Source organism: Serratia sp. AR11, from assembly GCF_056376275.1.
On sequence record NZ_CM150739.1, the window covers coordinates 3,172,747 to 3,198,680 of the forward strand.

A 25,934-nucleotide genomic window follows, 5' to 3' on the forward strand; every position below is an offset into this window, starting at 1 on the left:
CGTAGGTTACTGGTGTTCCTCGTCGTGAGGTTCAACTTTGGTAATACGCACCAGTTCAATGCGGTACTCGGACACGGCAACGACTTCGAAACGCAGTCGGTTAAGCTCCACCGTTTCACCCACCGCCGGCATTTGGCCGTAGTGGGACAGCAGGAACCCCGCCAGAGTGGCGAAGTCCGCCGTCGGACTGACCAGATCGTCGCAGTTCAGCGCCTGCTCCAGTGAGTGCAGGTCGGCGCCGCCCTTCACCAGCCAACTGGCGTCTTCCACCACGATATCCGGCGTTTCATCCTCGTCCGGGAATTCACCGGCAATCGCCTCCAGCACGTCCAGTGGCGTGACCAGCCCCTGCACGACACCAAATTCGTTGGTGACCACCACCAGACGCCCCTTGGCACGGCGCAATACCGCCAGCAGGTTAATCACATCCATGGTGTCCGGCACCACAATCGGTGGCGTACGCGCGGCAAACTCGGCGATATCCTCGCCCCGCTCTACGGCCACCAGCAGATCCTTTGCACGCACCACGCCGATAATTTCATCCAGCGAGTCGCGGCACACCGGGAACAGGCTATGCGGCGTATCCAGCAGTTGTTCACGCACCTCTTCACGGGAACGATCGCAATCCACCCATGAAATATCGGTGCGCGGCGTCATCACGCTACGCAAAGAACGTGAGGCCAGCGTCAACACGCCACTGATCATATAACGCTCTTCCTCGGCGAAGGTTTCATTCACCGGTTGCGGTGCCGCTTCGTCAGTCTGCTGTGCGCGCTGCTGCCCCATCAGGCGCATGATCGCCTCTGCGGTGCGTTCACGCATCGGGCGATGAGCCTGATGTTTGATAAAGTTACGGCGGGCAATTTGGTTAAACAGCTCGATCAGGATCGAGAAGCCAATTGCGGCATACAGGTAACCTTTAGGAATATGCAAACCAAAGCCTTCGGCGATCAGGCTAAGGCCGATCATCAACAGGAAGCTCAGGCACAGCACCACAATAGTCGGATGCGCATTAACGAAGTTGGTCAGCGGTTTGGAAGCCACCAGCATCACCACCATGGCGATGACAACGGCGGTCATCATAACCGGCAGGTCGTTCACCATGCCCACGGCGGTAATTACCGCGTCGAGTGAGAACACGGCGTCAAGGATCACAATCTGTACCACCACCGCCCAGAATTTGGCGTAGCCACGGTTGGCGCCATCCTGGTGCGTTTGCCCTTCCAGCCGTTCGTGCAGCTCCATGGTGGCCTTGAACAACAGGAACACACCACCAAACAACAGGATCAGGTCGCGACCGGAGAAGCTGAACTCCCCGACGCTAAACAGCGGCGTGGTCAGCGTCACCATCCAGGAAATCACCGACAACAGGCCAAGACGCATAAACAGCGCCAGCGACAGGCCGAGGATACGCGCTTTATCGCGCTGCTTCGGCGGCAGTTTATCGGCCAGAATGGCGATAAACACCAGGTTGTCGATGCCCAGTACGATTTCCAATACTACCAGTGTCAGTAACCCAGCCCAAATTGAGGGGTCCATTAGAAATTCCATATCAGACTCCGAAAAAAAGACAGGATGGCCGAGCGATGCTCAGGCGTGACGATGCCGACGCAGCAAAGGCGCGGACAGAAATAGCAAGATATCGGGATTGCAGTACCGGGGAATGGCCGAGCGGCCGTGTGATTTGTACTACGCCAGCAGGTGGCGGGTGGAACCTTGAAAAACAGTAACTTCGGTGACAGTCCATAGGGTGGGCTGAGGCCCTTCACTCCTGAATATGAAAGAAGAAATACTCTAGCAGGAATTTTTTGGCCGGCAAAGAAGCTTTTTTACCTTCTGCATCGTCTTGTAACAGCTCTGTTGTTTAATTCCGCAAACACCGGGTTAGGAGTAATCCGAGCGCTCAATAGCAGAGCAATGTCACAAAATTTATTTTTTCACTCACTAAAATAAATGGCGCTGGCGTGGATCAACGCGCACAGGCTTTTGAAACTGCGCGAGAAATGTTAACGGCGGGTTTCTAAATTTCTACCATAATGTATCTGAACCACGGAAGTGACCGCCAGCAATAAAATGAACTGAACCTACACACCATCCGTGCATGAAGTTCTATGAGGAGGTAGCGAGTGGCAATAGCTATTATCATCGGCACACACGGGACCGCAGCAGAACAATTGCTGAAGACCACGGAAATGCTATTGGGCGAACAGGATAACGTCGCTTTTATAGATTTCGTCCCCGGTGAGAATGCCGAAACGTTAATCGAGAAGTACAAGGGTAAAATCAGCGGACTAGACACCAGTGGTGGCGTCCTGTTCCTGGTGGATACCTGGGGCGGCAGCCCGTTCAACGCGGCCAGCCGCATCGCCGTCGATAAAGAGAACTATGAGGTCGTCACCGGGGTTAACATTCCGATGCTGGTGGAAACGTTCATGGCACGAGACGACAACCCTGGCTTCGACGAACTGGTCGCGCTGGCGTTGGAAACCGGCCGTGAAGGCGTGAAAGCGCTGAAAAAACCGGCCGAAGAGAGTGTTAAGCCCGCGGCACCACAAAGTGCTCCCACCGCTAAACCCGCCGCCCCTCAGGCGCCGCTGGGTCCCAATGACCATATGAAAATCGGCCTGGCCCGTATCGATGACCGTTTGATCCACGGTCAGGTCGCGACCCGTTGGACCAAGGAAACCGACGTCAGCCGTATCATCGTGATCAGCGACGAAGTCGCCGCCGACCACGTTCGCAAAACCTTGCTGACTCAGGTTGCCCCACCGGGCGTCACCGCACACGTAGTCGACGTGGCGAAAGCCATCCGGGTGTGGAACAACCCAAAATATGCTGGCGATCGCGTGATGCTGCTGTTCACCAATCCGACCGATGTCTGGCGTTTGGTGGAAGCCGGCGTGGATATCAAATCGGTGAATATCGGTGGTATGGCGTTCCGTCAGGGCAAAACCCAGGTGAACAACGCCGTCTCGGTTGACGAAAAAGATATCGAAGCGTTTAAGAAATTAAACGAGCGCGGTATTGAATTGGAAGTTCGTAAAGTCTCGTCCGACAGTCGGTTAAAAATGATGGACCTGATTAACAAACTCAATTAATGGCGACAGCCAATAATTATTTTACTCAGAGATCTTTGGTCATAGGAGAAGTGCAATGGAGATTACCACTCTTCAGATTGTACTGATATTTATCGTTGCCTGTATCGCCGGGATGGGTTCCGTCCTCGACGAGTTTCAGTTCCACCGTCCGCTGGTCGCCTGTACCCTGATCGGCTTTATTCTCGGTGACATGAAAACCGGTATCATCATCGGCGGTACGCTGGAGATGATCGCCCTGGGCTGGATGAACATCGGTGCGGCGGTAGCGCCAGATGCGGCGTTGGCGTCAATTATTTCCACCATTCTGGTTATTGCCGGCGGACAAAGCGTCGGTGCCGGTATCGCCCTGGCCATTCCGCTGGCGGCGGCCGGGCAAGTGCTGACCATCATCGTGCGTACCCTGACCGTGGCCTTCCAGCACGCGGCGGACAGCGCGGCGGAGCGAGGCAGTTTGCGAGCCATCACCTGGCTGCATATCTCTGCCCTGCTGCTGCAGGCGATGCGTATTGCCATTCCGGCCGTTATCGTCGCTATCTCGGTGGGGACATCTGGCGTTCACGCGCTGCTTAACTCGATCCCGGAAGTCGTCACCAGCGGCCTGAACATCGCCGGCGGGATGATCGTGGTGGTTGGTTATGCCATGGTGATCAACATGATGCGTGCCGGCTACCTGATGCCATTCTTCTACCTCGGCTTCGTTACCGCTGCCTTCACCAACTTTAACCTGGTCGCCCTCGGCGTGATCGGCGTGGTGATGGCCGTGCTTTATATCCAGCTCAGCCCGAAATATAACAAGTCTCAGGTAGTTCAGGCTGGCCCGGCAAATGCCAACGACCTCGATAACGAACTCGACTAGGAATAGGTGAGAGAAATGGTTGATACAACAGCTCAAAAGAAACTCACGCCGGCCGATATTCGCGGTGTGTTTATGCGCTCGAATCTGTTCCAGGGTTCATGGAACTTCGAACGTATGCAGGCGCTGGGTTTTTGCTTCTCAATGGTGCCGGTGATCCGTCGCCTGTATCCGGAAAATAACGACGACCGCAAACAGGCGATCAAGCGCCATCTGGAGTTCTTTAACACCCACCCTTACGTGGCGGCGCCGGTCCTTGGCGTTACCATGGCGATGGAAGAACAGCGTGCTAACGGCGCGCCTATAGACGATGCTGCCATCAACGGTATCAAAGTCGGTTTGATGGGGCCTTTGGCCGGTGTCGGCGACCCGATTTTCTGGGGTACCGTACGTCCGGTTTTCGCTGCGCTCGGCGCCGGTATCGCCATGAGTGGCAGCCTGCTGGGCCCGATTCTGTTCTTCGTCCTGTTCAACCTGGTGCGCCTGTTGACCCGCTATTACGGCGTGGCCTACGGTTATCGCAAAGGCGTGGATATCGTTAATGATATGGGCGGCGGCTTCCTGCAAAAACTGACGGAAGGAGCGTCCATTCTTGGCCTGTTTGTCATGGGGGCTTTGGTTAACAAGTGGACGCACGTGAATATCCCGCTGGTGGTATCGAAGATCACCGACCAGACCGGGCATACCACGGTGACCACGGTGCAAACCATCCTCGACCAGTTGATGCCGGGCCTGGTGCCGCTGCTGCTGACCTTCGGCTGTATGTGGCTGCTGCGCAGGAAAGTGAATGCGTTGTGGATCATCATTGGCTTCTTCGCCATCGGTATCTTCGGTTATTGGGTAGGTCTGCTGGGTCTGTAAGCGTTTTAACCGCCGGGGGGAAACCCCCGGTTTGAGTTTGATATTTAGCCCGAGATACCCGGGCCTAGCGCACCGAGGGGCGCTCCGGCAACTAAAGTTGCTACGACCCCTTCGGCACGCTCTCCCTAATAACTGGCTCTGCCAGCCGTCTGCCCGGGGAAACCCCCGGGTTTTTATTTTTGGAGTTGGAAGATGTCGCTGACCGATGGCGTATTACTGATTTTCACCGCGCTGATGCTGGTGTATGCGATTTACGACGAGTTCGGCATGAACCTGCTGAAAGGCAAAACCTTGCTCAAGGTGCAGTTAAAGCGCCGGAATCGGATTGACTGCCTGATTTTTGTCGGCCTGATCGCTATTCTGCTCTACCGAAATGTCACCACCCAGGGTGCGGTAATAACCACCTATCTGCTTATTTCTTTAGCACTGATCGCCATTTATATTTCTTATATCCGCTGGCCCAAGATGTTGTTTAAAGCGCAGGGTTTCTTTTATGCCAATGCCTTTATTGAATATAACCGGATTAAGGCCATGAATTTATCCGAGGATGGCATCCTGGTGATAGATCTTGAGCAGCGTCGGTTGTTGATTCAGGTCACTCAATTAGACGACCTGGAAAAAATTTACCACTTTTTTGTTGAAAATCAGTGAGTAAAAAACAGCCTTAATCCTTCTCCCGTGTTGCCCCGCGCTGTATGTGGATATTTAATCATCAGCGCATATGGCTACCTGATGATTATTTACGCAATATTGTTGCACTCGACTACATTATATTCCTTCTTATACACTTCATTAATGAAAACCATTATCAATTTCAAACCAATAACCATGGTGAATAGGAGTTGTTGGTAACGGAATTAATATGCTATGGTTGCGCCGTCATTGGGGAGTAGCCGGTTTCTGGATAATAAAACGCCAGAAACGCCCGTATCAACATACTCGTTTTATACATTAAAACGTGGTGCGGGCAGCCAGGTAAGGTTGGCGAGACCATAGACACGTAACTCCGTCGTATGGTTGGGGGTGGGTTACGTGTATATGGAGCCGCCCGGCCGAGGTTATTTTTCATGAACTTGTCAGCTACACTCATTCTCGCTTTTGGCATGTCTATGGATGCGTTCGCCGCATCAATTGGCAAAGGTGCCAGCCTGCATCAACCCCGTTTTCGTGAAGCACTACGCACCGGACTTATCTTCGGAGTGGTAGAAGCCATTACGCCGATTATCGGTTGGGGCATCGGCTTATTCGCCAGCCAATACATTATGGAGTGGGATCACTGGGTCGCCTTCTCGCTGCTGTTTATCCTCGGCATGCGCATGATCGTCGAAGGCGTCAGGAACCGGCCTGACGAAGAGGAAAAAGTGAAGCGTCACGGCTTCTGGTTATTGGTCGCTACCGCCATCGCTACCAGCCTCGACGCCATGGCTATCGGTGTCGGCCTGGCCTTCCTGCAGGTGAACATCGTACACACCGCCATGGCCATCGGCTGCGCCACCATGATTATGGCCACCCTGGGCATGATGATAGGCCGCTTTATCGGACCGTTGCTCGGCAAACGCGCGGAGATCCTCGGCGGCGTGGTACTGATCGGTATCGGTGTGAACATCCTGCTGGAGCATTTGGGCTATCTGGCCTGATAGCGATGAACCCAAAGAAAACCTGCCCAACGGCAGGTTTTTTTGTTTGTGGCCCGTCACTCTCTTTGCTCATTCCTCACCGACGCACCTGGACCAGCCGCTAAATTTATCGCTAAACGCCAACCAATGGCGGTGAATAATGACAGCCCAAGGGCACCGTACACCGCAGTCTGAATACCGCCGGCCTGCGAAAGGGAGGTCGACATCAGCGCCCCAAAGATGGCCACGCCAAAGGCCGAACCGCTCTGACGGGCGGCATTGAGTACGCCGGCTGCAATCCCCGCCTGTTCATTCACGACATCATTCATCAATACCGATGTGGCCGCCGGGGTAATGATACCGGCCGCCAGACCAAGCAACGGAAAAGACAAGGCAATGCGCCAGTAGGGCGGGCTTTCCACCAGCGCCAGTAAACCGACAAAACCCAGCGCATAGAGCAACAAACTGCAATAAACCACTCGCCCGGCCCCCCATGCCCGCACCAGCCTGCCAGAAATAAAACTGCCCAGCGTGACCATCATCGTCAGGGGGAGAAACGCCATACCAGACTGTAATGGCGTCCAGCCTCGCACCCGCTGAAAATAGAGGCTAAGCAGAAAAAATGCGCCGTAGAACACCAGCGCCGAGACTAACGAAACCAGCGCAGAGGCAGAAAACAGGGGGCTACGGAACAATGTCAGCGGCAGCATCGGCTGCCGGTGCCACCGTTCGATAACCACAAATCGCCACCAACTCAGAGCAGCGATAGCCATACCGCCGAGGATCCAGCCAGAACACCAGCCAAGCCTGGTGCCTTCGATCAGCACCCAGACTGAGCTGGCTAACGCCAGGATCACCGCGCCCTGCCCGGCATAATCCATTTGTCGCAAGGCCGGTACCGGACGCCGAACTTCAATTCGCAGGGTAAGACCTATCCCCAGCACAATCACCGGAAGATTGATCCAAAACAGGCTGCGCCAGCCCCATAGTTCGATAAGCACGCCGCCGACCAGCGGTCCCGCCGCCATCGCCACGCCACCACATCCGGCCCACACGCCAATCGCCCCTGCCCGCTGCCTGGCATCGCCGAATGCCGCATTAATCAGCATCAATGAACTGGGTACCAGCAACGCGGCGCCAACCCCCTGGCAGACTCTGGCCGCCACCAGTACGGGTAGGGTTTCAGCCAGGCCGCAAATGACCGAAGCGCCGGCAAAAACCGCCAGCCCGCCAAGGTATAGCCTTGTGGCCCCCAACCGATCCCCCAGTGCTCCGCCGCTCAGTAACAGGCTGGCAAACGCCAACGTGTAGGCATTGACTACCCACTGCAGGCCACTCACCCCTGCCCCAAGTTCGCCGGCGATCGACGGCAGAGCAACGTTTACAATCGAAGTATCGAGAATAACGATGACATAACTGAGGCTGGTCGCCATCAGGACCGATTTTTGATGTTGATTCAAGCTTGCCACTCGCAGCGGCCCCCGGCTGAAGAAATAGGCGTTGACTATAAACAACGATTAGCCTGGAATAGTTCGAGCCGTATCGAAGTGTGCCTTAAGCGCTTAAAATATCACCGACCATCTTGGGAGGATAACGTCGTGGGCCAACACAATATTGCCACCGTGGCACATCTGATTGCCGAACCGGTGCGGGCGGTGATGCTGATCGCACTGGCCGACGGCAATGCCCTGTCCGCCAGTGCCCTGGCAGAGACCGCAGGCGTCACCCCGCAAACAGCCAGTTCACATCTGGGCAAACTGCTGGATGGCGGGTTGCTGAACGTCGAACAGAGGGGCCGCTACCGCTATTATCGCCTTGCCGGGCCTCATGTTTCACATCTGCTGGAAAGTCTGGCATCGATAGGGCCGGTTACACCTGCCTGGCGCAGCACGCCCAATCGCTCGGCACGGGAGATGCGCTTTGCGCGCTGCTGTTACGATCATTTAGCCGGAAAGGTCGGCGTAGCGATAACGCGCCGCCTGCTGGAACAGGGGTTGATGGTCGAAAACGACCTGCAAGAATATTCACTGACGCCCGCAGGGGCCGACTGGCTGCAGGAGCTAGGGGCTGAGGCCGCCGCGTTGTCGTCCGGTGAAGTGGGTAAAGGACGCCAATGCCTGGACTGGACCGAGAGACAATATCATCTTGCAGGGCCGCTGGCGGCTCACCTGCTCAATGCTTTCTGTCTGTGGGGTTGGCTGCAACGGCTGCCGTCCTCCCGAGCGCTCGCGGTGACGCCAAAGGGCTGGGTGGCGTTGAAAACGCATTTCGCCCTCACCCCTGACAGCCTGGAAGACGAGCGGACCAATGGCCCGGCCGTCTGTCCGCCGGCTTAATCGGGCTGGCGGCGGTACAACGCGATAACAAAATCGGTTTCGCAGGCGAAGGCCTCACAGCCACTCAGGTGCTGCTGAACCTCGGGAGAGGCGCGCCAGGCGAAAGGCGTCATCTGCAGCAGGTTGGCCGCCTGTTCACCCGGCAGCGTCATCGGGTATGCCAATGACTCCACTCGTTCGCAGTCAAAACCGGCAAACTGCTCATCCTGTTCGACATGCAGTTGCACCTGCTGATACACCTGCTCTTTCAATTGATACAGGTGACGTGGGCCAGGCGATACCGTGACCACCACCCCACCGGGTTTTACTACCCGAGCCAGTTCTTCGGCTTTGCAAGGGGCGTAAATACGCAGTATGGCGTCCAGAGAGGCATCAGCAAACGGCAGCCGGTGGCTCGACGCCACGCAGAATGAGACTGCCGGGTAACGCTTGGCCGCATAGCGGATCGCCACCTTGGCGACGTCCAGGCCATAAACGGTGATATTACGCTGCTGCGCCAACCGGGCGGCCACTTCCGCCGTGTAATAACCTTCGCCACAGCCGATATCCAGCAACGCCTGCGCATCGCTCGCCAACGCCTGATCCAACAGTTCAGCCACCCGCTGCTGCAAGGGTTGATAGAAACCCGCATCAAGGAACGCACGCCGCGCCTGCATCATTTCCGCGCTGTCTCCGGGCTGCTTTGAGCGCTTGTGCTGTACCGGCAGCAGGTTGACATAGCCTTCTTTGGCGCAGTCAAACTGATGGTTAGCGTCGCAACGCCATTGCAGATGAGAAAGATGAAGCGGCTGATGACACAGAGGGCACTGATAAGACATGGCTTGGATTCCAGAGAGATACGGCGCGGCTAGTCTAAAGAAGCCTTCTGTACGATGCAAGACAGATGCCGCAAGCCCCTAGCCAGGGAGGAAAAAAACTGGCTACACTGACGTTAACTTTTCTTACGCAGGCAAAGACGTGATATGACCGATTTTTCCCCACTGCTCAACGCCATCCCGTCCATTCAGCACGGTTTCGGCAACAAAAGTGCGCTGCTGCCAGGCCATCTGTTGGCCTATCGTTCTACCCTGCCGGAAAAAAAACAGGTGCATGGCACACGCATTGTTGACGTGACGCAGGCGGAACAACAGTGCGGCGAAGCCGATGGTTTCTATACCACTGAGCCCGGCATTCTGCTGAGTGTGTTAACGGCAGACTGCCTGCCGGTGATTTTCAGCCGCAACGACGGCTCTGCCATTGCTGCCGTCCATGCCGGTTGGCGTGGCCTGCTGGATGGCATACTGGAGCAACTGGCGGCGCGTATCCGCCGTGATGACTCGACGGCTAACTGGGTGGCCTCCATCGGCCCTGCCGCCGGCCCCTGCTGTTACGAAGTCAACGAGGAACTGGTCGCGCGCTTCAAGCAACAGCTGCCACTGCCCGCGGCCTTAATCAGCCCACGCTTTCGCCACCTGGACCTGGCCGCCATCGCCGAATCCAAACTGCGTGAATTGGGTTTTTCCGCCGTTGACCATGCCGGTAGCTGCACCATCTGCACCCCCAACACGGATCCGCGCCAGCCACAGCGTTTTAAATACACCAGCTACCGGCGCAACAGCCACCGACGTGAACAAGATCCCACTCATCCGGGGATTAGAGGGCGCAATCAGTACGCGGGAATTATTATTACCGGCGGATAACAGAAACGAAAAAACCCGCACTGAGGCGGGTTTTTTGTACAGCTGACGCTGATTAGATTGCAGTAACGTTTACTGCAGATGGGCCTTTCTGGCCATCTTGGATTTCGAACTCAACGTTCTGGCCTTCAGCCAGGGTTTTGAAGCCGTTACCCTGAATTGCAGAGAAGTGTACGAACACGTCTTTGCTGCCGTCAGCTGGAGTGATGAAACCGAAACCTTTAGATTCGTTGAACCACTTAACTTGACCTTTGATCTTTGCCATCTTGAGTATTTCCTTTGGATTGTTTAAACCGCCCGGAGGCGTTACATAGACAAACTAGAGTCGTTACTGCTTGAGGCACTAAGATAAGGATCGGCAGAGAAGCGGTATTCAACGCTAACGTTTTTACTCAGAACTTCTTTACTGAAAATGCCACACATATACAGAACTGTACCTCGTTTTACCCAGATGCGTTATCACATACTCTGTATTCGATGGCAAGCCATTTTTAATCACTGGTGGAGCTGTCGCACATATTTGAAACGGTCGAGAGCAACATAAGCTTAAATAGACTAAAAGATGTTGAAGCCTTAGCTATTTTCTGCTTAACAATGGCACCCCGCTACACTCCGCACCCAGACTGAATTTTAACAATTCTTTCATCCGATTGAACAATGTATGTGGCAACATATAACCCCTGACGGACGCTTAGAACGTTAAAAATTTTGAATCTTTATGGTATTTCTTATAAAACTTTTGAATATCGATGAACGGGTACATTTGATATCGGATGATCCGACCATCGGCCCGCCATCCGGACGGCCCAACGCTGCTACCGCCTCACGTCGGCGACCTCACTCGCTTGTGACAACGAAATAATACTGAAGATCATTATTGCCCTCAGTGAGGGTGCGCACAATTTGTGCAGCGGAGTTCTCACGACAAAAATCAAATAACGTGCCACTTTATAGTGCATAAGCATGCAAAATCAGAATTTACGCACTCTTGCCGTGCGGTGGCAGAGAAATACATTACTGTCTGCGAGGGTTAAATAACGGCAATAATCTTGAGAACAGTGGGAATCCATAGCTGAATTAAATCTTAAAATCGGCATAGGTATTTACGCCATCAATAACAATGCCGTGTGAGCGTATTTATTTTATCTTTTCCTACGCGTTGTCCCTATTCATGCCAACAGGTTACGTCAGACGCGGGATAAGCCAGGCCCTGCACCACCGAATGGCTACAACCCGCATTGGGACTGGCCTGCAGGCGGTGACGACAAGCGCACCCACCACACAGGACCAGGAATAACGCTTAAGAGTTAGCATCAAGCGCAATGCGCTCGCCAATTTTGATGGGCTGGAACTGGTGCTGCTCTATTCCCGCCGCACTCAGAGCCAGATTTAATTGCTGCGGCGGTTCATCCAACGACTCATCGGCCAACTCAAAAACGCCCCAATGGATCGGAATGACCCGCGGCGCATTTAATTGTTGATACAGCGTCACCGACTGTTGTGGATCCATATGCTGTTCCTGCATGAACCAACGTGGTGCGTAGGCGCCAATCGGTAATGCCGCCACGTCAAACGGCCCTAAACGGGCGCCAATATCTGCCAGGCGATCCGAATAGCCGCTGTCTCCGGAAAAATAGAAACGCAGCGCCGGATGATGAATCACCCAGCCGCACCAGAGAGAGCGATTGCGGTCCCACAGGGTACGCATGCTCCAGTGACGCGCCGGCGTGCAATAGAAAGTCAAATCGCCCAACTGCAGGCTATCCCACCAGTCCAGCTCTTCTACCCGTTGCAGCCGGTAACGTCGGAACCAGTTTTTCAGCCCCAAGGGCACAATAAAGGTCGCGTGCGGAAAACGCCGTGCCAACTGCCGCACGGTGCGCCGATCGAGATGGTCATAGTGATTGTGAGAGATTAAAACCACGTCCACTGCCGGCAACTGTTGCACCGTCAACGGCGGCGGTGTTTTGCGCTTTGGGCCATAGAAACTCAGCGGCGATGCACGTTCAGACAATACCGGGTCGATCAGGATGTATCGGCCATCCAGGCGCAGCAGCATTGAGGCGTGCCCCAACCACCAAATGCTGTTATCGCTGCCGCCAAGGTCGGCACGTTGCCACCAGCGCTGGGTAAACTGCTGATAGCCCATCTGCGGAGGTTTGGGCAACCCCTGCTGTTTACGCTCGTTCTGCCAGCGTTTCAAATCCCCATCCCGACGCTGCGAAGGCTCCGGGTTACGAAACCCCTGCGGGGTATGGTGCGTTTTGCCGGCATCATAGTAACGATTGGTTATCTTCAAATTGCTCTCCCGACCACTGCGGACACCCAACACGGGCAGGTGAATAACATAACAAGATACTCGATCGGCGTGCTTTGTGAACCGTGCTCACCTTGAGTGACCTTTTCGGGTATTGTGTTGTCACAGTCTCTGTGAGAATGCCAGGGCCGACTAGAGCCTGTTAAGCATCTCTTAAGATCCTTGTGATTTACTTATAGGACATTCAGAAAAGGAGAAGTTATGAGCCGTTCTACATCACGCAAGTCACGTGTTCGATTGGGCCGTATCCGTAGCGCGATGCTGGCACAGATGCAGTATTGGAAAATGTATGCCGCGATGAAACTGCGCCGGGTACGCGTACCGGCACCGCTGGTGCTGCTGCTGGGTGCGCTGGTGAGTTTCTTCATGCTGGGCGTACTGATGCTGAGCGTGGTGGCTATCGATGTCATCACCACCCTGTTCCTGCTGTGCAGGAAGCTGTTGGGATTGGGCCGCGCCAACCCAGGCAATGCCTTTATGCCGCGCAGCTAATGGATGGAACGGAGGCGCCAGATAGCGCCTCCGTTAAAATTACCGCCGTATTTTAGTGCCTTTGCGGCGCGTCAGCATAAAGCCAACCCACAACAGCAAGATCCACACCGGCATCAGTAATACCGAGATACGGATCCCCTCGCTGAAATACATAATCACCAGAATCAGGCTCAGGAACACCAGGCACAGATAGTTGCCGAAGGGGTACCACAAGGCCTTGAAGACCGGGATCACGCCCTGGCGATTTTTCGCCGCGCGGAATCGCAGGTGTGCCAGACAAATCATCACCCAGTTAATCACCAGAGTGGACACCACCAGCGCCATCAGCAATTCAAACGCCTTACCGGGCATGACATAGTTGATCAGCACGCCGACGGAGGTCACCAGCGCCGACAGCGCGATCGACAATACCGGGACACCACGCTTATTCACCCGGGTCAATGCCTTGGGCGCATTCCCCTGTGTCGCCAGCCCGAACAGCATACGGCTATTGGCATAGACCCCGCTGTTATACACCGACAGCGCTGCAGTCAGCACCACCACGTTCAGCAGGGTCGCCACCAGGTTGCTGTTCAACGCATGGAAAATCATCACGAACGGGCTGCCGCCTTCCACCACTTTGTGCCAGGGATAGAGTGAAAGCAGTACCGTCAACGAACCGATATAAAAAATCAGGATGCGGTACACCACCTGATTGGTGGCCTTGGGAATGCTGCGACGCGGATCGGCCGCTTCGGCGGCGGTAATACCCACCATCTCCAGCCCACCGAATGAGAACATGATCACCGCCATCGCCATCACCAACCCTTCGATGCCGTGTGGCATAAAGCCGCCCTGCTCCCACAGGTTGTTGATACTGGCTTGCGGACCGCCGTTGCCGCTGGCCAAAAGCCAGGCACCGAAAACAATCATGCCGACAATCGCCACCACCTTGATAATGGCAAACCAAAACTCGGTTTCACCGTACAGCCGCACATTAACCAGGTTGATCAAATTTATCAGGACAAAGAATACCGCGGCGGAAACCCAGGTAGGGATGTCCGGCCACCAATATTGAATGTAGATGCCAACCGCGGTCAGTTCGGCCATGCCGACCAAAATGAACATCGCCCAGTAGTTCCAGCCGGAAAGAAAACCGGCAAAATCACCCCAGTATTTATAGGCAAAGTGGCTGAACGAACCCGCAACCGGCTCCTCAACCACCATCTCACCCAATTGCCGCATGATCAAAAAAGCGATAAAGCCGCCGATGGCATAGCCCAGCAGCACCGAAGGGCCAGCCATTTTAATGGTCTGTGCAATGCCGAGAAACAGGCCGGTGCCAATGGCGCCGCCCAGGGCGATAAGTTGTATATGTCTGTTTTTTAAACCGCGTTTTAGCGGGGTATCCTGCTGCTGACCGCCCATCTTATCCTCATATGGCGTGGGATCCTGTCGCTTTTGCGCAAGATTTCGCCAATCAATAAATGTATCTGCGGGCGGCTTTTTAACACTTAACCCCGTGAGCATCAAGGAGTAGCACCCCGGCAAGGATGGCCAGGGCGCTATTTTAGACTGGGAGTAACCCTATAGAGAGGAGGTTTTTAGCCGGACAGGCCGCACAACTTGGTCAGATTGCGCGCGCCAATCATCAGCGTAGCGACGTAGGACTGACGACGCGTTACCACTTCGACCGCCACGCGATCGTTTTGATATTTTATCAGATAGGTTGACGGCCAGCCCTGTCGGCGCTGACCGAAGCTTTCGGCATGACGATCGATTGCCGCATGGGCAACCACCAAATGAGACAAGTTTTTATCACCTTTAATAATGCGCTTCATAAACAGGCTCCGCCAGAGACAAGTTCTGTTGTCATAAAAAGGGAAAGTCATCAGTAATTCTGGTGTTTCAACGTACCATTTCGTTAGTTTGCTGGCTCAGCAGGAAACAGATCATTGCCGCGCGCAGTGGGCTGCTGCAATCCGCCTGCCACTCGCCACGCTGGGTGCTCATGCGTGCCTGCCACTGCGAGCTATCGCTTTGAGTATCGGCATTCAGACTGATTTTATTGGCGCAGATAATCGGCCAGGCATCGGAGGGGTTCTTGCAATAGTCTTTACCTTTCACGCCGCCGTAAGGATACCACTTGTCCGGATTTTCTCCGGTGATCAGCGCAATGCTGCGGTTCACTTCGGCGTCGCTTTCTTCATACCATTTAATCATCGGCTTTATCCATCTTTCGTAGAGTTGGCGCTACATTACGACGCCAATACGACAGATTTATGACAATGGGATGGCTTTTCATATTATCTATACTAATGTTTTTCAGAGCAACGCGGGTGGCAATGCCACCCGGCAGAAAGTTTGATTAACGCTCGGGGATAAAACCTTTGAAATCCAGCGTCGGGCTGAGATCGTCATCGTCCGTCACGCTATCGCCGCGCGCGCTTTGCGCCAGGCTTTTCAATAACGCGGTTTGTTGACGCTGCTGCTCGGCAATTTCCTGCAGCAGGCGGATCTGCTCATTGGCTCGCACACTGGCGCGATTCACCAGGAACCAGATCCATAATCCCACCAACAATGCCAACACGGCGACAACCAGCGACACCAGGCTATTCGGACCAAAACCTAAATCGTACATGGACAACCCTATCTACTGCTAAAAACAGGCGGACATCTTAGCACTCCGGGCACCGGCACGGACATCTCGATAGAAAATTGTTGTGCACCGCTACGCAACTCACCAGGGAACGAAACGGGTGACGGAGCAAACGCCCAACGCAAATGTGCCCCCCGCATCGCAATAGCTATCCAGCGCCAGCAGATAAAAGAACAGGCAGGCAGCAAGGAAGGCTATTATCACGAGGATTTTTTTCCGCAACAAATTTAGCAGCCTCATTGTTATCTTGATAATTTGTTCCGAATGTATCACAGCCAACTTAAACGAACTTTAACCTGTCGTTTAGAAACCAGCGCCAGCACCACTTTTCAGATTGTTACTATTGCTGCCCTTTCTTCCGCATGGCTATATCGCAACGAAGATAAATAACAAGGAGTCACAATGGGTAAGCTGATTAAATGGGCGGTTCTGCTGGCGGTAGTTTATGGCGCGTTTTTGTTCTCGGGATATGGCGTATTGGTCGGCAGCAATAAAAACGTCGGGGGATTGGGATTGCAATGTAAGTACATGACGGCACGCAACCTGGTGATTGCCCAGTATCTGCATGGTGACAACGGCCTGATTGGCGTTGCCGACTGTCCGCTGTTCAAGAAAGTCGAAACGGTGGTGGATTAATCACCACCGCCCAAACCGTCGCTCAGCGGCGGTTTCCCCTCAGTTGCGGGTAAACTTCATTTCAATCAGCGCGATCGCTTTTTCAATCGCCCGCCGGGTCACGGGATCGGCACCGGCTGGGTGAGTAGTAAAATCGATGCTTTTCAACTGGCTGGCCATCTTGTCCCGCACCTCGGTGGGTGCGATTACATCGATAACATCCAGGATCTGTTTGATCACCAATTGGCAGGCAACCAGGTCGGAAGCCAATTCCTGATCGTTGTTCAGCATGTCGGACATAATACCTTTCCTTCTTGATTCAGACGCCGCACACAATAGCATGCCGACTGGCGCTTTGCTGCCCCCTGGCCGTTTGCCGCTGAATTTTCAACGTTATTGCGCATTGGGCGTCAAAACACCCGGCTGAATTGACCTATACTTGGGGCTTGAGCGGCGCGCATTTCGGCGTATCCCTCAGCCACACCCCAACAGGAGAAAGTTATGGCAAACCACAATGTGAAATCCTGGGCTACAGTGCGTGAGACCTCGGTTGAGATCGCCGAGGCTATTTTTGAACTGGCGAAAAATGACGAGGTTTTGGCACAAAAAATCTGGGAAGAAGGCAGTGACGAAGCGTTGCAAATGGCGTTTGCCAAAACCAGCGCCGACCAGCTGTACTGGGGCGAAGAAACCGTGGAGCGGAAAAACGTCTGATCGGCAAACGCTCGTCAATAAAAAGCCCGGGTCACTGATTGCCCAGGCTTTTTCGGTAGTCTGTCAGACCCCTTTTGGGGTCATGTTCTGCCCTGATTTCACGGCTCTTCACCTCCCACACCTTCCGCATTATTCATTCTCATCACCGGTGTCACCATAAAAGCGGTTACACCTACAATTACAACCAGAGTAATAATCACTGTCATTAACATGCGATCACCCCATCAACGCTGAATTGTCACGGCTGACTCTGCTTAGGCTGTTATTTTTTGCGACCTGACCCACTTCGGTAGCAGCGGCAGCGGGCAAGCCCAGATTAGCCGTTTTCCCTTCGGTCTGACAAGCCACCTGACAATGGTTTTTCCGAATAATTTCACCCTGGTGTCGGCGGCTTTTTTGTCCATGGCGGCAAGTTGTGTATACTTCAGCGCTATGTAGATCTCACACAGACGCACTGATGATACAAGAACACCACCTCTCATTGGTCTGCGCCCTCAGTAAATGGGTCGAAACTCACCTTGGAAGAGTGATCCATCTTGAAGAGCTGGCCGAATACTCCGGCTACTCTCTGTGGCACATGCAGAAGTTGTTCAAAGAAGCGACCGGGATTTCGCTGGGCAAGTACATCCGCGAACGCAGACTGGCCGGTGCGGTTTACCAGTTGCGTAGCAGTGACGCCTCTATTTTCGACATCGCCCTCGATTTTGGTTTCGGCTCACAGTCACACTTCACTTATATGTTCAGAAAGCGCTTCGATATCACGCCTTATGATTTTCGTCAGGATTTAAGCGTGGATCTGCATATCGCTCCACCGCTGCACGTCATTCATCAAAAGACCGCCTGACCGACTTTCCCGCCGCCGCTAGCGGCGGGTTAATGCGTCCACAGTACCGCCACCAGACCAATCAACGCGGGCAACGCCTGTACCCTGAGAATTTTACGGCTGGCCGTCAGCCCGCCAAACACCCCCGCCACCAGCACGCAGCCGAGGAAAAATAGCTGTATCGCAGGCTCATCTCGCCAGACGCCCCATGCCAGTCCTGCCGCCAGAAAGCCGTTATACAGCCCCTGATTGGCCGCCAACACCCGCGTTGCCGCAGCAAACTCGGCGGTAGTAGCGAACACTCGTCTGCCGGTGGGCTTCTGCCAAAGGAACATTTCCAGGATCAGGATATACAGATGAATCGCGGCAATTAGCAGCACTATTATATTAGAAATAATTATCATTTTATTTTGCAGGGTTAATCAGGTATTAGGTTTAACAAGTATAACCACACTCTGAATATTGCGAATATGCAGACATAAAAAAACCCGCCAGGGCGGGTTTATTGCATAATCATTCAGAGTTAGTTAAGAACAACAACCAGCATCGCTGCGATCGAGATCCAAAAAGCCGCCGTTGCAATAACAACATGGGATAATCTTGCACGATAGAGTACTTGGCTCATAATGACCTCACAGGCTTCAGACTAGCGGTGGACAACATCACTTCTTGAGATTTATCTTAATCCACTGCTCCGACCTTTTATTTGCGCCAGATCACTATTTACCAGATAAACTATATTTACGCCCAAACATGGAATTTCGATCACATTATTTTAACGTTAATAGAGCGAAATGAATAAAACCATTAGTTTGTTATAGCCTGATGATATCAAACATCGCTCCAGGGCAGGCGGGGCGCGGCCATGCGCGGGCCGCAATAGCCTACAACATCGGGAAAACGCCTATTCCCCTGCTCCCAGTCATGCTGCGCACGGGCAATCTCCTGCTTGTTGTGCCCAACAAAATTCCACCAAATGAGAATCTCTTCGCTTAATGGAACTCCGCCGATTAATAACCCCCGGCTTCCTTTCTTGGCATGTAACCCGATACGGTTAAGATTCTTACCTAAATAGGCGAACTCATTGGGTGAAAAATTTTCATCATTAAGCTCAAATGCACCAATAAGGGGCAAAAAGCCTATTTCAAAATCTTCCCGCAGGGGCAACTGCAAATAGCCGTCGGCCTGCCATTCCAGATCAATGGCGATTAATGGTGAAAGAGTAAACACCGGAGAGCGATATTGTTCAGACTCCCCCACCAACAAAGTCTGTTTGACCCCATCACTGACCCAACATGGCAAATCAGGATAATGATCAAAACGCGGCGCCATATCGGCATGTTCGGCAGGCAAGGCGATCCATAATTGCGCGGCATGCAAACGCCGCTGTTCTCCGGTTGATTGCTCGGTATGCGTGATACCCTGCCCTGCGGTCATTAGATTGACCTGCCCGGGCCGTATAATCTGCTCACTACCCAGGCTGTCACGGTGCAGCACTTCCCCTTCAATCATCCAGGTAAAGGTCTGCAGACCAATATGCGGGTGCGGGCCAACATCCATCCCCTGCGAAGAACCGCTGAAAACCGAGGGTCCGGCATGGTCGAGAAAGCACCAGGCACCCACGGTGCGCCGCTCACGGGTAGGTAAGGCACGATTAATCCCTATGCCGCCAACTTCGGCGTTGCGTACGGCAATACGTTGGATCTGACGGACACCGTCAACCACGGGACAATCACGGGAAGATGAAGAATGAGTTGGGCGGGAATTGCTCATGATAAAACGCCTCCAGAACGTCACACAGGTGAGTGAGTAGCCGGATGCCAGCTTAGCATGAGCCGGCATCCAGAACGCAACCTGTGAGGCCCTGGCGCTAGGACGACTTGATATAGCAACCCTTTATATCGACCTCATCGCGCGCATGCTTCAGATCGGAGAAGTAAGTCACGCCAAAGAGTATTGATACCACTAACAACACGGAAACCAGCAAGCCGATAACGGCCAACAGTTTGGTTTCATCGTGGAGATTGTGCTCCATTTTATCCCCTGTATTGAAAGACGTCATGTCAGCCACAGCGTGACTGACAGCGTAAAGATGATCAGGGAGCAAGACGCTATCGCCAGCACAATGACAGCAAATTGCGCATCTCCCAAAGTTTCACGGTAGTTTTTATCTTGTGAGGTATTACGTTGTTGTTTCACAGAATCTATCTTAACTCATCACGCGTTAACGTTTTTGTGAGGGGTGATTGATAAAAGCCCGTCATTGCGGGTTTATCAGATTCCGCGCCAATACCGCTCAGACCTCAAGAGTGGCAAGACGCTATCAATTTTCCTGCCGAGGGTCAACATTGGCTCAGAACTGAGATAGCGTAGAACCTATAGCATTCGAAAATCTTATTACTACTAGAAGATAATTAGCCTAACTTATACTAAATAAAATAAAAAAGCCCGACCAAAGATCGGGCCAGGCATAGGCTGTCGTTGTTACTCAGGGATACGCAGTACCTGCCCCGGATAGATTTTGTCCGGGCTGGACAACATTGGCTTGTTCGCTTCGAAAATCTTGTTGTACAGATTGGCGTTGCCATACACTTCTTTCGAAACTGCGCTCAGGGTGTCGCCCTTTTTCACGGTATAGAAGCGGCTTTCTGCAGCAGCCTGTTCAACCGACACCTTGTCTTCCACACCGCTGATGCCGGCGACATTCCCTACGGCCACCAGGATCTTCTCTTTCAGCTCCTGGCTGACTGCGTCCCCGGTCACCACCGCTTTACCGTCAACCACCTGCACATCAACCTTGTCGATACCCGGCAAACCGGTTTTATTGAGGTGATCCTTCAGCTTGGCGCTTTGGTCTTCAGCAGTGGCATTGCCGGTCACTGTGTCCCACAGTTTTTCGCCCGCTTCTTTGACGAAGTTAAACAAACCCATATTCACTCCTTTCGATGGTTACAATGTTGCATTGACTTAAGGCTAGTTAAGCTTAGCACTGCAAGAGGGATATTCCATTGGCCCTGAGGTATTAAGCGGTTAGAGTAATCCGAAAGTGCCATCCTGGGTTGCCAATCGGCCCGGTTGCAGCAAGCCCGAGATGAAACAATCGCCGACTTTACCTACAATAAGGTTATGGAAGAGTCGATGAAGGACATGAGACGCGATGTACGCCTTGGTGATGTTTGTCTGTTATCTGGATGGTGGCTGCGCCGATATCGTGGTTGACGTACTGCGCGATGAACGCCAGTGCCTGATCAGCATGAAAGAACAGAACCTGCGCCATGCCGGTTGTTTTCCGTTTGAAGATTTTATCGATGGTTTCTGGTTACCTGCCAACGAATATGCCCCGATGTAAGAGGTCGGGCAACTTTTCCGCTATTTTCCTTTGAGGAATTTCCTAATTCATCGGAAAATCGGTATACCGACGATGTTTTATGCCGCCAGTTTGCTAAATTGCCTCACCCGAACGATATGGAGACGGTGTCATGCCCGTATCTACCCTCTCAAACGAACATTATGAAGCCCTGCTACGCGACGTCAGCCTGGTGGTCGGCGGCGCAGTGATCCAGCTGATCAATCTCAATAAAAAAATTTCCGGTAATAATATTCTGGCCCATTTGGTGAACGAGATTGAGCATGAGACCAATCAACAGCGCTCTGCCACATTACGCTCCGCCATTGAAGTGATGGGGCAAGCCCCCAGAGGATAGTGGCTCCCATAAAAGAAAAGGCAGAGCTAGCGCTCTGCCTCATTACCCTTTGATCCCGACACAGGAGAAGGTAATAGCGTTGAAACTTAGAAACGATAGGTCAGGTTCACTGCCACGATATCGTCGGTGCTCAGTTTCAGCTTGTTATCGTCGTTCAACTGGTTGATTTTATAGTCAACATAGGTGTACATGTTTTTGTTGAAGTAGTAAGTCGCACCCACTTCCACGTATTTCACCAGATCGACGTCGCCAATCCCTTCGATATCCTTGCCTTTGGACTGTACGTAGGCCAGAGATGGACGCAGACCGTTTTCAAACTGGTACTGAGCCACAACTTCGAAGTTCTGCGTTTTGTTGGCGAAGCCGGAAATGCCGTTGCCGCTGATTGGCGTCATGTTACGCGTATCGGCGTACATGGCGGCCAGGTACACCTGGTTGGCATCATACTTAATTGCCGTGGTCCAGGCCGTTGCGCTGTCGCCTTTGCCGTAAGCCAGTTCTTTCTGCTTGCTGGTGCGGTTGGAGTCAGAGAATGCCGCCGCTACACCGATGCCGGAGCCGCCGATGTCCTGATAATCCAGGGACATGCCGTAACCGTCACCGTTTTGCTTGCTCACGGCACGACCGTCACCGTCGTTTTTACCCTGGTACTGCAACGCCAGGTTCAGGCCTTCCACCAGACCGAAGAAATCACGGTTACGGTAGGTTGCCAGACCGTTGGAACGTGCGGTCATGTAGTTATCGGTGTAGCTGTAGGAGTCACCGCCGAATTCCGGCAGCATGTCGGTGTAAGCTTCTGCGTCGTACACTACGCCGTAGTTACGACCGTAATCGAATGAACCGTAGTCAGCAAATTTCAGACCGGCAAAGCCCAGACGGGTTTTGGTGCCCGCGGTACCCTGCCCTTCGTCGTGGTTGGCCTGGACGTTGTATTCCCACTGGCCGTACCCGGTCAGTTGATCATTGATTTGCGTTTCGCCTTTAAAACCCAAACGGACATAAGTCTTGTCGCCGTCTTCGGATTTATCATCGCTGAAAACATGTTTGGCCGCTACACGACCATAGAGGTCGAGTTTATTGCCATCTTTATTATAAATTTCAGCCGCGTTGGCAAAGGAGGTGATTGCCCCGAGGGCAATAGCTAAGGCTAATACACTGCGTTTCATCATTTATTTTCCTAGATATTATAATTTTTAATTCCTGCCCATCACGCCCAATTTATGGTTTGGGCTGTGATCTTTATCATTTAGTGTTTTATGAGCGCCCCTAATTAAGGAGCCATGTGACATTAGCATCATGAATCCCAACTTCAAATAAAAAAGTTCATAAAACACCGTGGATAAAGCATGTTTATTTGTAAGTAAATATTACAATCAGCGCGCCAATCAAACCATTGATTATCATTGAAATTTACTACATAAGTTATAACCAATTTGGTGCAATGCACTAATTTGGTGCAGTTTGGTTTCTTTTTTGTATGCTTTCCATTCGATTCATAAATACCATGAAACTTAGCAGGGTTATGAATAACGTTACTTATTTCACATTTTTATCTGAGTAAAGTCATTGAGCTGATTTAGGGCTGTTACCCCGATTTAAGGCAAGCTTTTACCGATTCGAATAATTAATTCGATTCAAATCACCAAAAATTACAATGGGAGAGAGGCAAGGATAAAAAAGGAAAAAACAAATCGCAGAATATAACCCAGAGGAAATAAGAGAAATAAGTAGCATTATATACCGAGGTTATTTGAGGTTGCAGCCAACATCGCTACAACCTTAAATAGCATAAGAATAAAACCGCCTTATAAGGCGTTCTTTCAATATAGCGTGCTGCGCGGCGCTTCAACCAGCACCATGCCGGCACGCAACCCAAGCGCTACCCCTGGGTTAGGGAACAATATCCATTCGCTGACATGCTGAACCCGGTACTCTTCGCCAGGTTGGTCACACAGCAGCGTTCCCTGCTTCAGCTCGGTAAAGTTGGCGGTATCATCACTGAGATGCAACCTGAACTCTTCACTACGCTTAATCAGCGAACGTTCAACGCGGAATATTCGCAGTTCACTTCCTGACCGCAACGGCAAAGTCTCCCCGCTCACCGCCGCCTGCAGTGCACGGTTAATGGCGGCAAACTGCTGCAGATCGTTCGCGCCGAACGGTCGCGCCTTACCCAGCTCCAGCGTGCAGCTGGCGGCGCCGGCATGTTCGCTGGTGAAATGGCTGAAGGTACCGCCCGGTGCGCTGTGGATCACCAATGCATCCAAATCGGCTGCGTCCAGCAAGGCCAGCATCTCTGCACTGTAAGGTCGCGTCTGGAAAGGCAGAATACCAAAACGCGGCAGGCGCGAATCACGGATTGCCGTATGCAGATCATAATGGAAACGTGCAGCGCCCTCATCGGCGAAAAACTCCGCGATAACCTGCTCCAGTTGCTGCGCCCGCGCGGTTTCACCGCTGTGGTCAAAATCGCGGTAGCGTCCGCCAAACATCCGGTTCATGTCACTGTGCAGATAACGCTTTCCGGCACGCATCGCCGCCGGGTTACCCAACACCACCAGCAGCCGAACCGCCAGGGGGCGATCGCCATTGAGCAGGTCTTTGACCAACTGATTCAACAGCTCAATGGGGGCGGTTTCATTGCCGTGGATACCCGCAGAAAGTACCACTGCCTGACGGTAACCTGGCTTCGGGGTCATTTCCAGCAGGCCTTCCGTCAGCCAACGCCAGTGCAAATTCGCATTTTCGCCCTGTTGCTCAGCGGGAACCTGCCCCGCCAGCGTCAGGGCCAACAAATCAAACATGGTGGCTCCGTCTATTGTTGGAAAGGATAAACCGAACCCAACCCGAGGATGGTTGTCAGGGAGTCCAGCGCTTCACGCCCTTCACGCAACAGTTGCGGATCGGCCAGGTCATTTTGCGTCAGGCGATCGCGGTAATAGCGATCGACCCATTCATTGAGCGTGACGAACAGGCTATCGTTCATCATCACGCGCGGATTCACCGCCCGCAGCTCCTGCTCATTCAGCGCCACACGCAGCCGCAAACAGGCAGGCCCGCCGCCGTTGCGCATGCTCTCACGCAGATCGAATACCTTGATTTCATCAATAGGCCCGCCGCTGGCCACCATCTCGCTCAGGTAACTCCAGACGCCGCTGTGCTGGCGCGACTCTTCGGGTACCACGATCATCATCTTGCCGTTTGGCTTGGTCAGGATCTGGCTGTTAAACAGGTAGGTTGCCACCGCATCCGCCACGGAAACCCGCGTCGTCGGCACTTCAATCGCCACCAGTTCGCTGTCCAGCGTCGCCATCTTGCGACGCACTTCATCCAGCGCCTGTTGCTGCCGATAAAAAGCCTGCTGATGATGGAACAGCACGTTCTGGTTGCTGACGGCAATTACGTCGTTATGGAACACGCCCTGATCGATCACCTCCGGATTCTGCTGCACAAACACCGTGTGCTGCTCATCCAACTGGTGCAGGCGGGCAATCGCCTCCCCGGCTTCACGCGTCTGGCGCGCCGGATAACGCGTTGGGCCAATTTCGCCACCAAACTCCTGACGGCCGTAAACAAACATCTGCACGCTGCGCTTGCCGTAGTCGCCACCCAGGCGGTTGTGGTTCGCCGCGCCTTCGTCACCAAACAGCGCCACCTGCGGCAAAGCCTCATGATGGGCGAAATGGCGGAGATCGTTAAACATCGCTCGCAGTACGCCAGAGGTGGTTTCAGCCTCAATCGCACGATGGAATTTATTGTTCAGATTGGCGGCAGTAAAATGCACCTTGCCATCAGCACTGTCCGCGGAAGGCGATACCGTGGCCGCATTGGCGGTCCACATGCAGGAAGCCGAACTGAGCGCGGACAGCAGGCGCGGGGATTGCTGCATCGCCTGCGCCAACACGCTTTCATCGCTGCCGCTGAAGCCCAGTTTACGCAACATCGGCACATGCGGGCGTTCCTGCGGCGGTAAAACCCCCTGCTGGAAACCGAGATCGGCCAACGCCTTCATCTTCAGCAAGCCTTGCTTGGCCGCCAGTTTCGGGTTCGACACGCTATTTTGGTGCTGGGTCGAAGCCTCATTACCAAATGACAATCCGGCGTAGTGATGCGTCAGGCCCACCAGACCATCGAAATTGACTTCATATCCTGACATGCTGTTCTCCTGATCTTGTAGGGGCGCTGCATGCT

At 53.3% G+C, this 25,934-nt stretch carries 33 protein-coding genes and 1 riboswitch; of the genes, 13 read left to right on the forward strand and 20 right to left on the reverse strand.

Going from position 1 to position 25,934, the window contains the following annotated elements; translation table 11 throughout:
- Positions 1-6: 6 nt before the first annotated feature.
- Positions 7-1,551 (reverse strand): TerC family protein, encoded by a 1,545-nt coding sequence (locus ACSOSI_RS14960; protein ID WP_476705691.1) that lies wholly within the window; start codon positions 1,549-1,551, stop codon positions 7-9.
- Between the two features lie 575 nt (positions 1,552-2,126).
- Between ACSOSI_RS14960 and manX the strand changes: the two genes are divergently transcribed.
- The 5 genes from manX (at position 2,127) to mntP (ending at position 6,449) form a co-directional block, all read left to right on the forward strand.
- The gene (manX, locus tag ACSOSI_RS14965) at positions 2,127-3,098 is read left to right on the forward strand and encodes a PTS mannose transporter subunit IIAB (RefSeq protein ID WP_012145537.1); all 972 of its coding nucleotides are present in this window, start codon (positions 2,127-2,129) and stop codon (positions 3,096-3,098) included.
- 55 nt (positions 3,099-3,153) lie between these two features.
- The gene (locus ACSOSI_RS14970) at positions 3,154-3,954 is read left to right on the forward strand and encodes a PTS mannose/fructose/sorbose transporter subunit IIC (protein WP_017893113.1); all 801 of its coding nucleotides are present in this window, start codon (positions 3,154-3,156) and stop codon (positions 3,952-3,954) included.
- A 15-nt stretch (positions 3,955-3,969) separates the two neighbouring features.
- Positions 3,970-4,812 carry a PTS mannose transporter subunit IID gene (locus tag ACSOSI_RS14975; protein ID WP_012145539.1) on the forward strand — a complete coding sequence of 281 codons (843 nt, stop codon included), beginning with the start codon at positions 3,970-3,972 and terminating at the stop codon, positions 4,810-4,812.
- A 192-nt stretch (positions 4,813-5,004) separates the two neighbouring features.
- Positions 5,005-5,463, forward strand: a complete 459-nt coding sequence (locus ACSOSI_RS14980) for a DUF986 family protein (protein WP_017893114.1) — start codon at positions 5,005-5,007, stop codon at positions 5,461-5,463.
- Between the two features lie 221 nt (positions 5,464-5,684).
- Positions 5,685-5,868: riboswitch (yybP-ykoY riboswitch) on the forward strand.
- Between the two features lie 11 nt (positions 5,869-5,879).
- Positions 5,880-6,449, forward strand: coding sequence for a manganese efflux pump MntP (gene mntP / locus ACSOSI_RS14985; protein WP_476705692.1), 570 nt, complete (start codon positions 5,880-5,882; stop codon positions 6,447-6,449).
- Positions 6,450-6,505: 56 nt separating this feature from the next.
- Here mntP and ACSOSI_RS14990 read toward each other — a convergent pair whose 3' ends face one another.
- Complete coding sequence (locus tag ACSOSI_RS14990) at positions 6,506-7,897, reverse strand: MFS transporter (protein WP_476705693.1); 1,392 nt, start codon at positions 7,895-7,897, stop codon at positions 6,506-6,508.
- A gap of 129 nt (positions 7,898-8,026) precedes the next feature.
- Between ACSOSI_RS14990 and ACSOSI_RS14995 the strand changes: the two genes are divergently transcribed.
- On the forward strand, positions 8,027-8,764 hold the full coding sequence (locus tag ACSOSI_RS14995) for an ArsR/SmtB family transcription factor (protein WP_476705694.1): 738 nt from the start codon (positions 8,027-8,029) through the stop codon (positions 8,762-8,764).
- Here the strand turns inward: ACSOSI_RS14995 and rlmA are convergent.
- Positions 8,761-9,582 (reverse strand): 23S rRNA (guanine(745)-N(1))-methyltransferase, encoded by an 822-nt coding sequence (gene rlmA, locus ACSOSI_RS15000; protein ID WP_012145544.1) that lies wholly within the window; start codon positions 9,580-9,582, stop codon positions 8,761-8,763. The genes ACSOSI_RS14995 and rlmA overlap by 4 nt on opposite strands.
- A 144-nt stretch (positions 9,583-9,726) precedes the next feature.
- Between rlmA and pgeF the strand changes: the two genes are divergently transcribed.
- A complete protein-coding gene (pgeF, locus tag ACSOSI_RS15005; protein ID WP_012145545.1) occupies positions 9,727-10,443 on the forward strand; it encodes a peptidoglycan editing factor PgeF in 717 nt (238 codons plus the stop codon).
- A gap of 52 nt (positions 10,444-10,495) precedes the next feature.
- Here the strand turns inward: pgeF and cspE are convergent, their stop codons facing one another.
- The 3 genes from cspE to ACSOSI_RS15020 form a co-directional block, all read right to left on the reverse strand.
- Positions 10,496-10,705 (reverse strand): transcription antiterminator/RNA stability regulator CspE, encoded by a 210-nt coding sequence (gene cspE, locus ACSOSI_RS15010; protein WP_002221949.1) that lies wholly within the window; start codon positions 10,703-10,705, stop codon positions 10,496-10,498.
- Between the two features lie 41 nt (positions 10,706-10,746).
- Complete coding sequence (locus ACSOSI_RS15015) at positions 10,747-10,863, reverse strand: DUF2627 domain-containing protein (RefSeq protein ID WP_071593021.1); 117 nt, start codon at positions 10,861-10,863, stop codon at positions 10,747-10,749.
- Between the two features lie 877 nt (positions 10,864-11,740).
- Positions 11,741-12,739: an MBL fold metallo-hydrolase gene (locus ACSOSI_RS15020; protein WP_476705695.1), complete on the reverse strand. Its 999-nt coding sequence runs from the start codon at positions 12,737-12,739 to the stop codon at positions 11,741-11,743.
- A 219-nt stretch (positions 12,740-12,958) separates the two neighbouring features.
- Here ACSOSI_RS15020 and ACSOSI_RS15025 point away from each other — a divergent pair, with 219 nt between their 5' ends.
- Positions 12,959-13,249: a hypothetical protein gene (locus tag ACSOSI_RS15025; protein WP_012145547.1), complete on the forward strand. Its 291-nt coding sequence runs from the start codon at positions 12,959-12,961 to the stop codon at positions 13,247-13,249.
- A 39-nt stretch (positions 13,250-13,288) separates the two neighbouring features.
- Here ACSOSI_RS15025 and ACSOSI_RS15030 read toward each other — a convergent pair whose 3' ends face one another.
- From ACSOSI_RS15030 to mgrB, 5 genes are all read right to left on the reverse strand, one after another.
- Positions 13,289-14,656: an amino acid permease gene (locus ACSOSI_RS15030; RefSeq protein ID WP_476705696.1), complete on the reverse strand. Its 1,368-nt coding sequence runs from the start codon at positions 14,654-14,656 to the stop codon at positions 13,289-13,291.
- Between the two features lie 176 nt (positions 14,657-14,832).
- The gene (locus tag ACSOSI_RS15035; RefSeq protein ID WP_012145549.1) at positions 14,833-15,069 is read right to left on the reverse strand and encodes a DUF4060 family protein; all 237 of its coding nucleotides are present in this window, start codon (positions 15,067-15,069) and stop codon (positions 14,833-14,835) included.
- Between the two features lie 67 nt (positions 15,070-15,136).
- Positions 15,137-15,451 carry a phage protein NinX family protein gene (locus ACSOSI_RS15040; protein WP_012145550.1) on the reverse strand — a complete coding sequence of 105 codons (315 nt, stop codon included), beginning with the start codon at positions 15,449-15,451 and terminating at the stop codon, positions 15,137-15,139.
- A 145-nt stretch (positions 15,452-15,596) separates the two neighbouring features.
- Positions 15,597-15,869 (reverse strand): YebO family protein, encoded by a 273-nt coding sequence (locus tag ACSOSI_RS15045; protein WP_012145551.1) that lies wholly within the window; start codon positions 15,867-15,869, stop codon positions 15,597-15,599.
- A 99-nt stretch (positions 15,870-15,968) separates the two neighbouring features.
- The gene (gene mgrB, locus ACSOSI_RS15050; protein WP_112362318.1) at positions 15,969-16,112 is read right to left on the reverse strand and encodes a PhoP/PhoQ regulatory lipoprotein MgrB; all 144 of its coding nucleotides are present in this window, start codon (positions 16,110-16,112) and stop codon (positions 15,969-15,971) included.
- 177 nt (positions 16,113-16,289) lie between these two features.
- Here mgrB and ACSOSI_RS15055 point away from each other — a divergent pair, with 177 nt between their 5' ends.
- Positions 16,290-16,523, forward strand: coding sequence for a YobH family protein (locus ACSOSI_RS15055; RefSeq protein WP_012145553.1), 234 nt, complete (start codon positions 16,290-16,292; stop codon positions 16,521-16,523).
- 39 nt (positions 16,524-16,562) lie between these two features.
- Here the strand turns inward: ACSOSI_RS15055 and ACSOSI_RS15060 are convergent, their stop codons facing one another.
- Entirely contained in the window at positions 16,563-16,802 is a 240-nt protein-coding gene (locus ACSOSI_RS15060) for a DUF2766 family protein (RefSeq protein WP_012145554.1), read from the reverse strand.
- A 201-nt stretch (positions 16,803-17,003) separates the two neighbouring features.
- Between ACSOSI_RS15060 and ACSOSI_RS15065 the strand changes: the two genes are divergently transcribed.
- Positions 17,004-17,216 (forward strand): YccJ family protein, encoded by a 213-nt coding sequence (locus tag ACSOSI_RS15065; protein ID WP_012145555.1) that lies wholly within the window; start codon positions 17,004-17,006, stop codon positions 17,214-17,216.
- Positions 17,217-17,673: 457 nt separating this feature from the next.
- The gene (locus ACSOSI_RS15070) at positions 17,674-18,060 is read left to right on the forward strand and encodes a helix-turn-helix domain-containing protein (protein ID WP_012145556.1); all 387 of its coding nucleotides are present in this window, start codon (positions 17,674-17,676) and stop codon (positions 18,058-18,060) included.
- A gap of 29 nt (positions 18,061-18,089) precedes the next feature.
- Here ACSOSI_RS15070 and ACSOSI_RS15075 read toward each other — a convergent pair whose 3' ends face one another.
- From ACSOSI_RS15075 to lysM, 5 genes are all read right to left on the reverse strand, one after another.
- Complete coding sequence (locus tag ACSOSI_RS15075) at positions 18,090-18,443, reverse strand: DUF1304 domain-containing protein (protein ID WP_112362314.1); 354 nt, start codon at positions 18,441-18,443, stop codon at positions 18,090-18,092.
- Between the two features lie 427 nt (positions 18,444-18,870).
- Complete coding sequence (locus ACSOSI_RS15080) at positions 18,871-19,812, reverse strand: pirin family protein (RefSeq protein WP_476705697.1); 942 nt, start codon at positions 19,810-19,812, stop codon at positions 18,871-18,873.
- A 97-nt stretch (positions 19,813-19,909) separates the two neighbouring features.
- Positions 19,910-20,074: a hypothetical protein gene (locus ACSOSI_RS15085; RefSeq protein ID WP_017893125.1), complete on the reverse strand. Its 165-nt coding sequence runs from the start codon at positions 20,072-20,074 to the stop codon at positions 19,910-19,912.
- Between the two features lie 23 nt (positions 20,075-20,097).
- The gene (locus tag ACSOSI_RS15090; protein ID WP_165366775.1) at positions 20,098-20,238 is read right to left on the reverse strand and encodes a hypothetical protein; all 141 of its coding nucleotides are present in this window, start codon (positions 20,236-20,238) and stop codon (positions 20,098-20,100) included.
- 285 nt (positions 20,239-20,523) lie between these two features.
- Positions 20,524-20,970, reverse strand: coding sequence for a peptidoglycan-binding protein LysM (lysM, locus tag ACSOSI_RS15095; RefSeq protein WP_012145559.1), 447 nt, complete (start codon positions 20,968-20,970; stop codon positions 20,524-20,526).
- Positions 20,971-21,196: 226 nt separating this feature from the next.
- On the opposite strand from lysM, the gene ACSOSI_RS15100 reads away from it, so the two are divergent.
- Positions 21,197-21,388 (forward strand): YdfD/YebW family protein, encoded by a 192-nt coding sequence (locus ACSOSI_RS15100; RefSeq protein ID WP_012145560.1) that lies wholly within the window; start codon positions 21,197-21,199, stop codon positions 21,386-21,388.
- Between the two features lie 130 nt (positions 21,389-21,518).
- A complete protein-coding gene (locus ACSOSI_RS15105) occupies positions 21,519-21,743 on the forward strand; it encodes a biofilm development regulator YmgB/AriR family protein (RefSeq protein WP_112362316.1) in 225 nt (74 codons plus the stop codon).
- 86 nt (positions 21,744-21,829) lie between these two features.
- On the opposite strand, the gene ompC is transcribed toward ACSOSI_RS15105, so the two are convergent.
- The 3 genes from ompC to astB form a co-directional block, all read right to left on the reverse strand.
- Entirely contained in the window at positions 21,830-22,912 is a 1,083-nt protein-coding gene (ompC, locus tag ACSOSI_RS15110) for a porin OmpC (RefSeq protein WP_476705698.1), read from the reverse strand.
- A gap of 651 nt (positions 22,913-23,563) precedes the next feature.
- On the reverse strand, positions 23,564-24,547 hold the full coding sequence (astE, locus tag ACSOSI_RS15115) for a succinylglutamate desuccinylase (RefSeq protein ID WP_419245854.1): 984 nt from the start codon (positions 24,545-24,547) through the stop codon (positions 23,564-23,566).
- An 11-nt stretch (positions 24,548-24,558) separates the two neighbouring features.
- Positions 24,559-25,899: an N-succinylarginine dihydrolase gene (gene astB / locus ACSOSI_RS15120; protein WP_476705699.1), complete on the reverse strand. Its 1,341-nt coding sequence runs from the start codon at positions 25,897-25,899 to the stop codon at positions 24,559-24,561.
- Between the last annotated feature and the right edge of the window lie 35 nt (positions 25,900-25,934).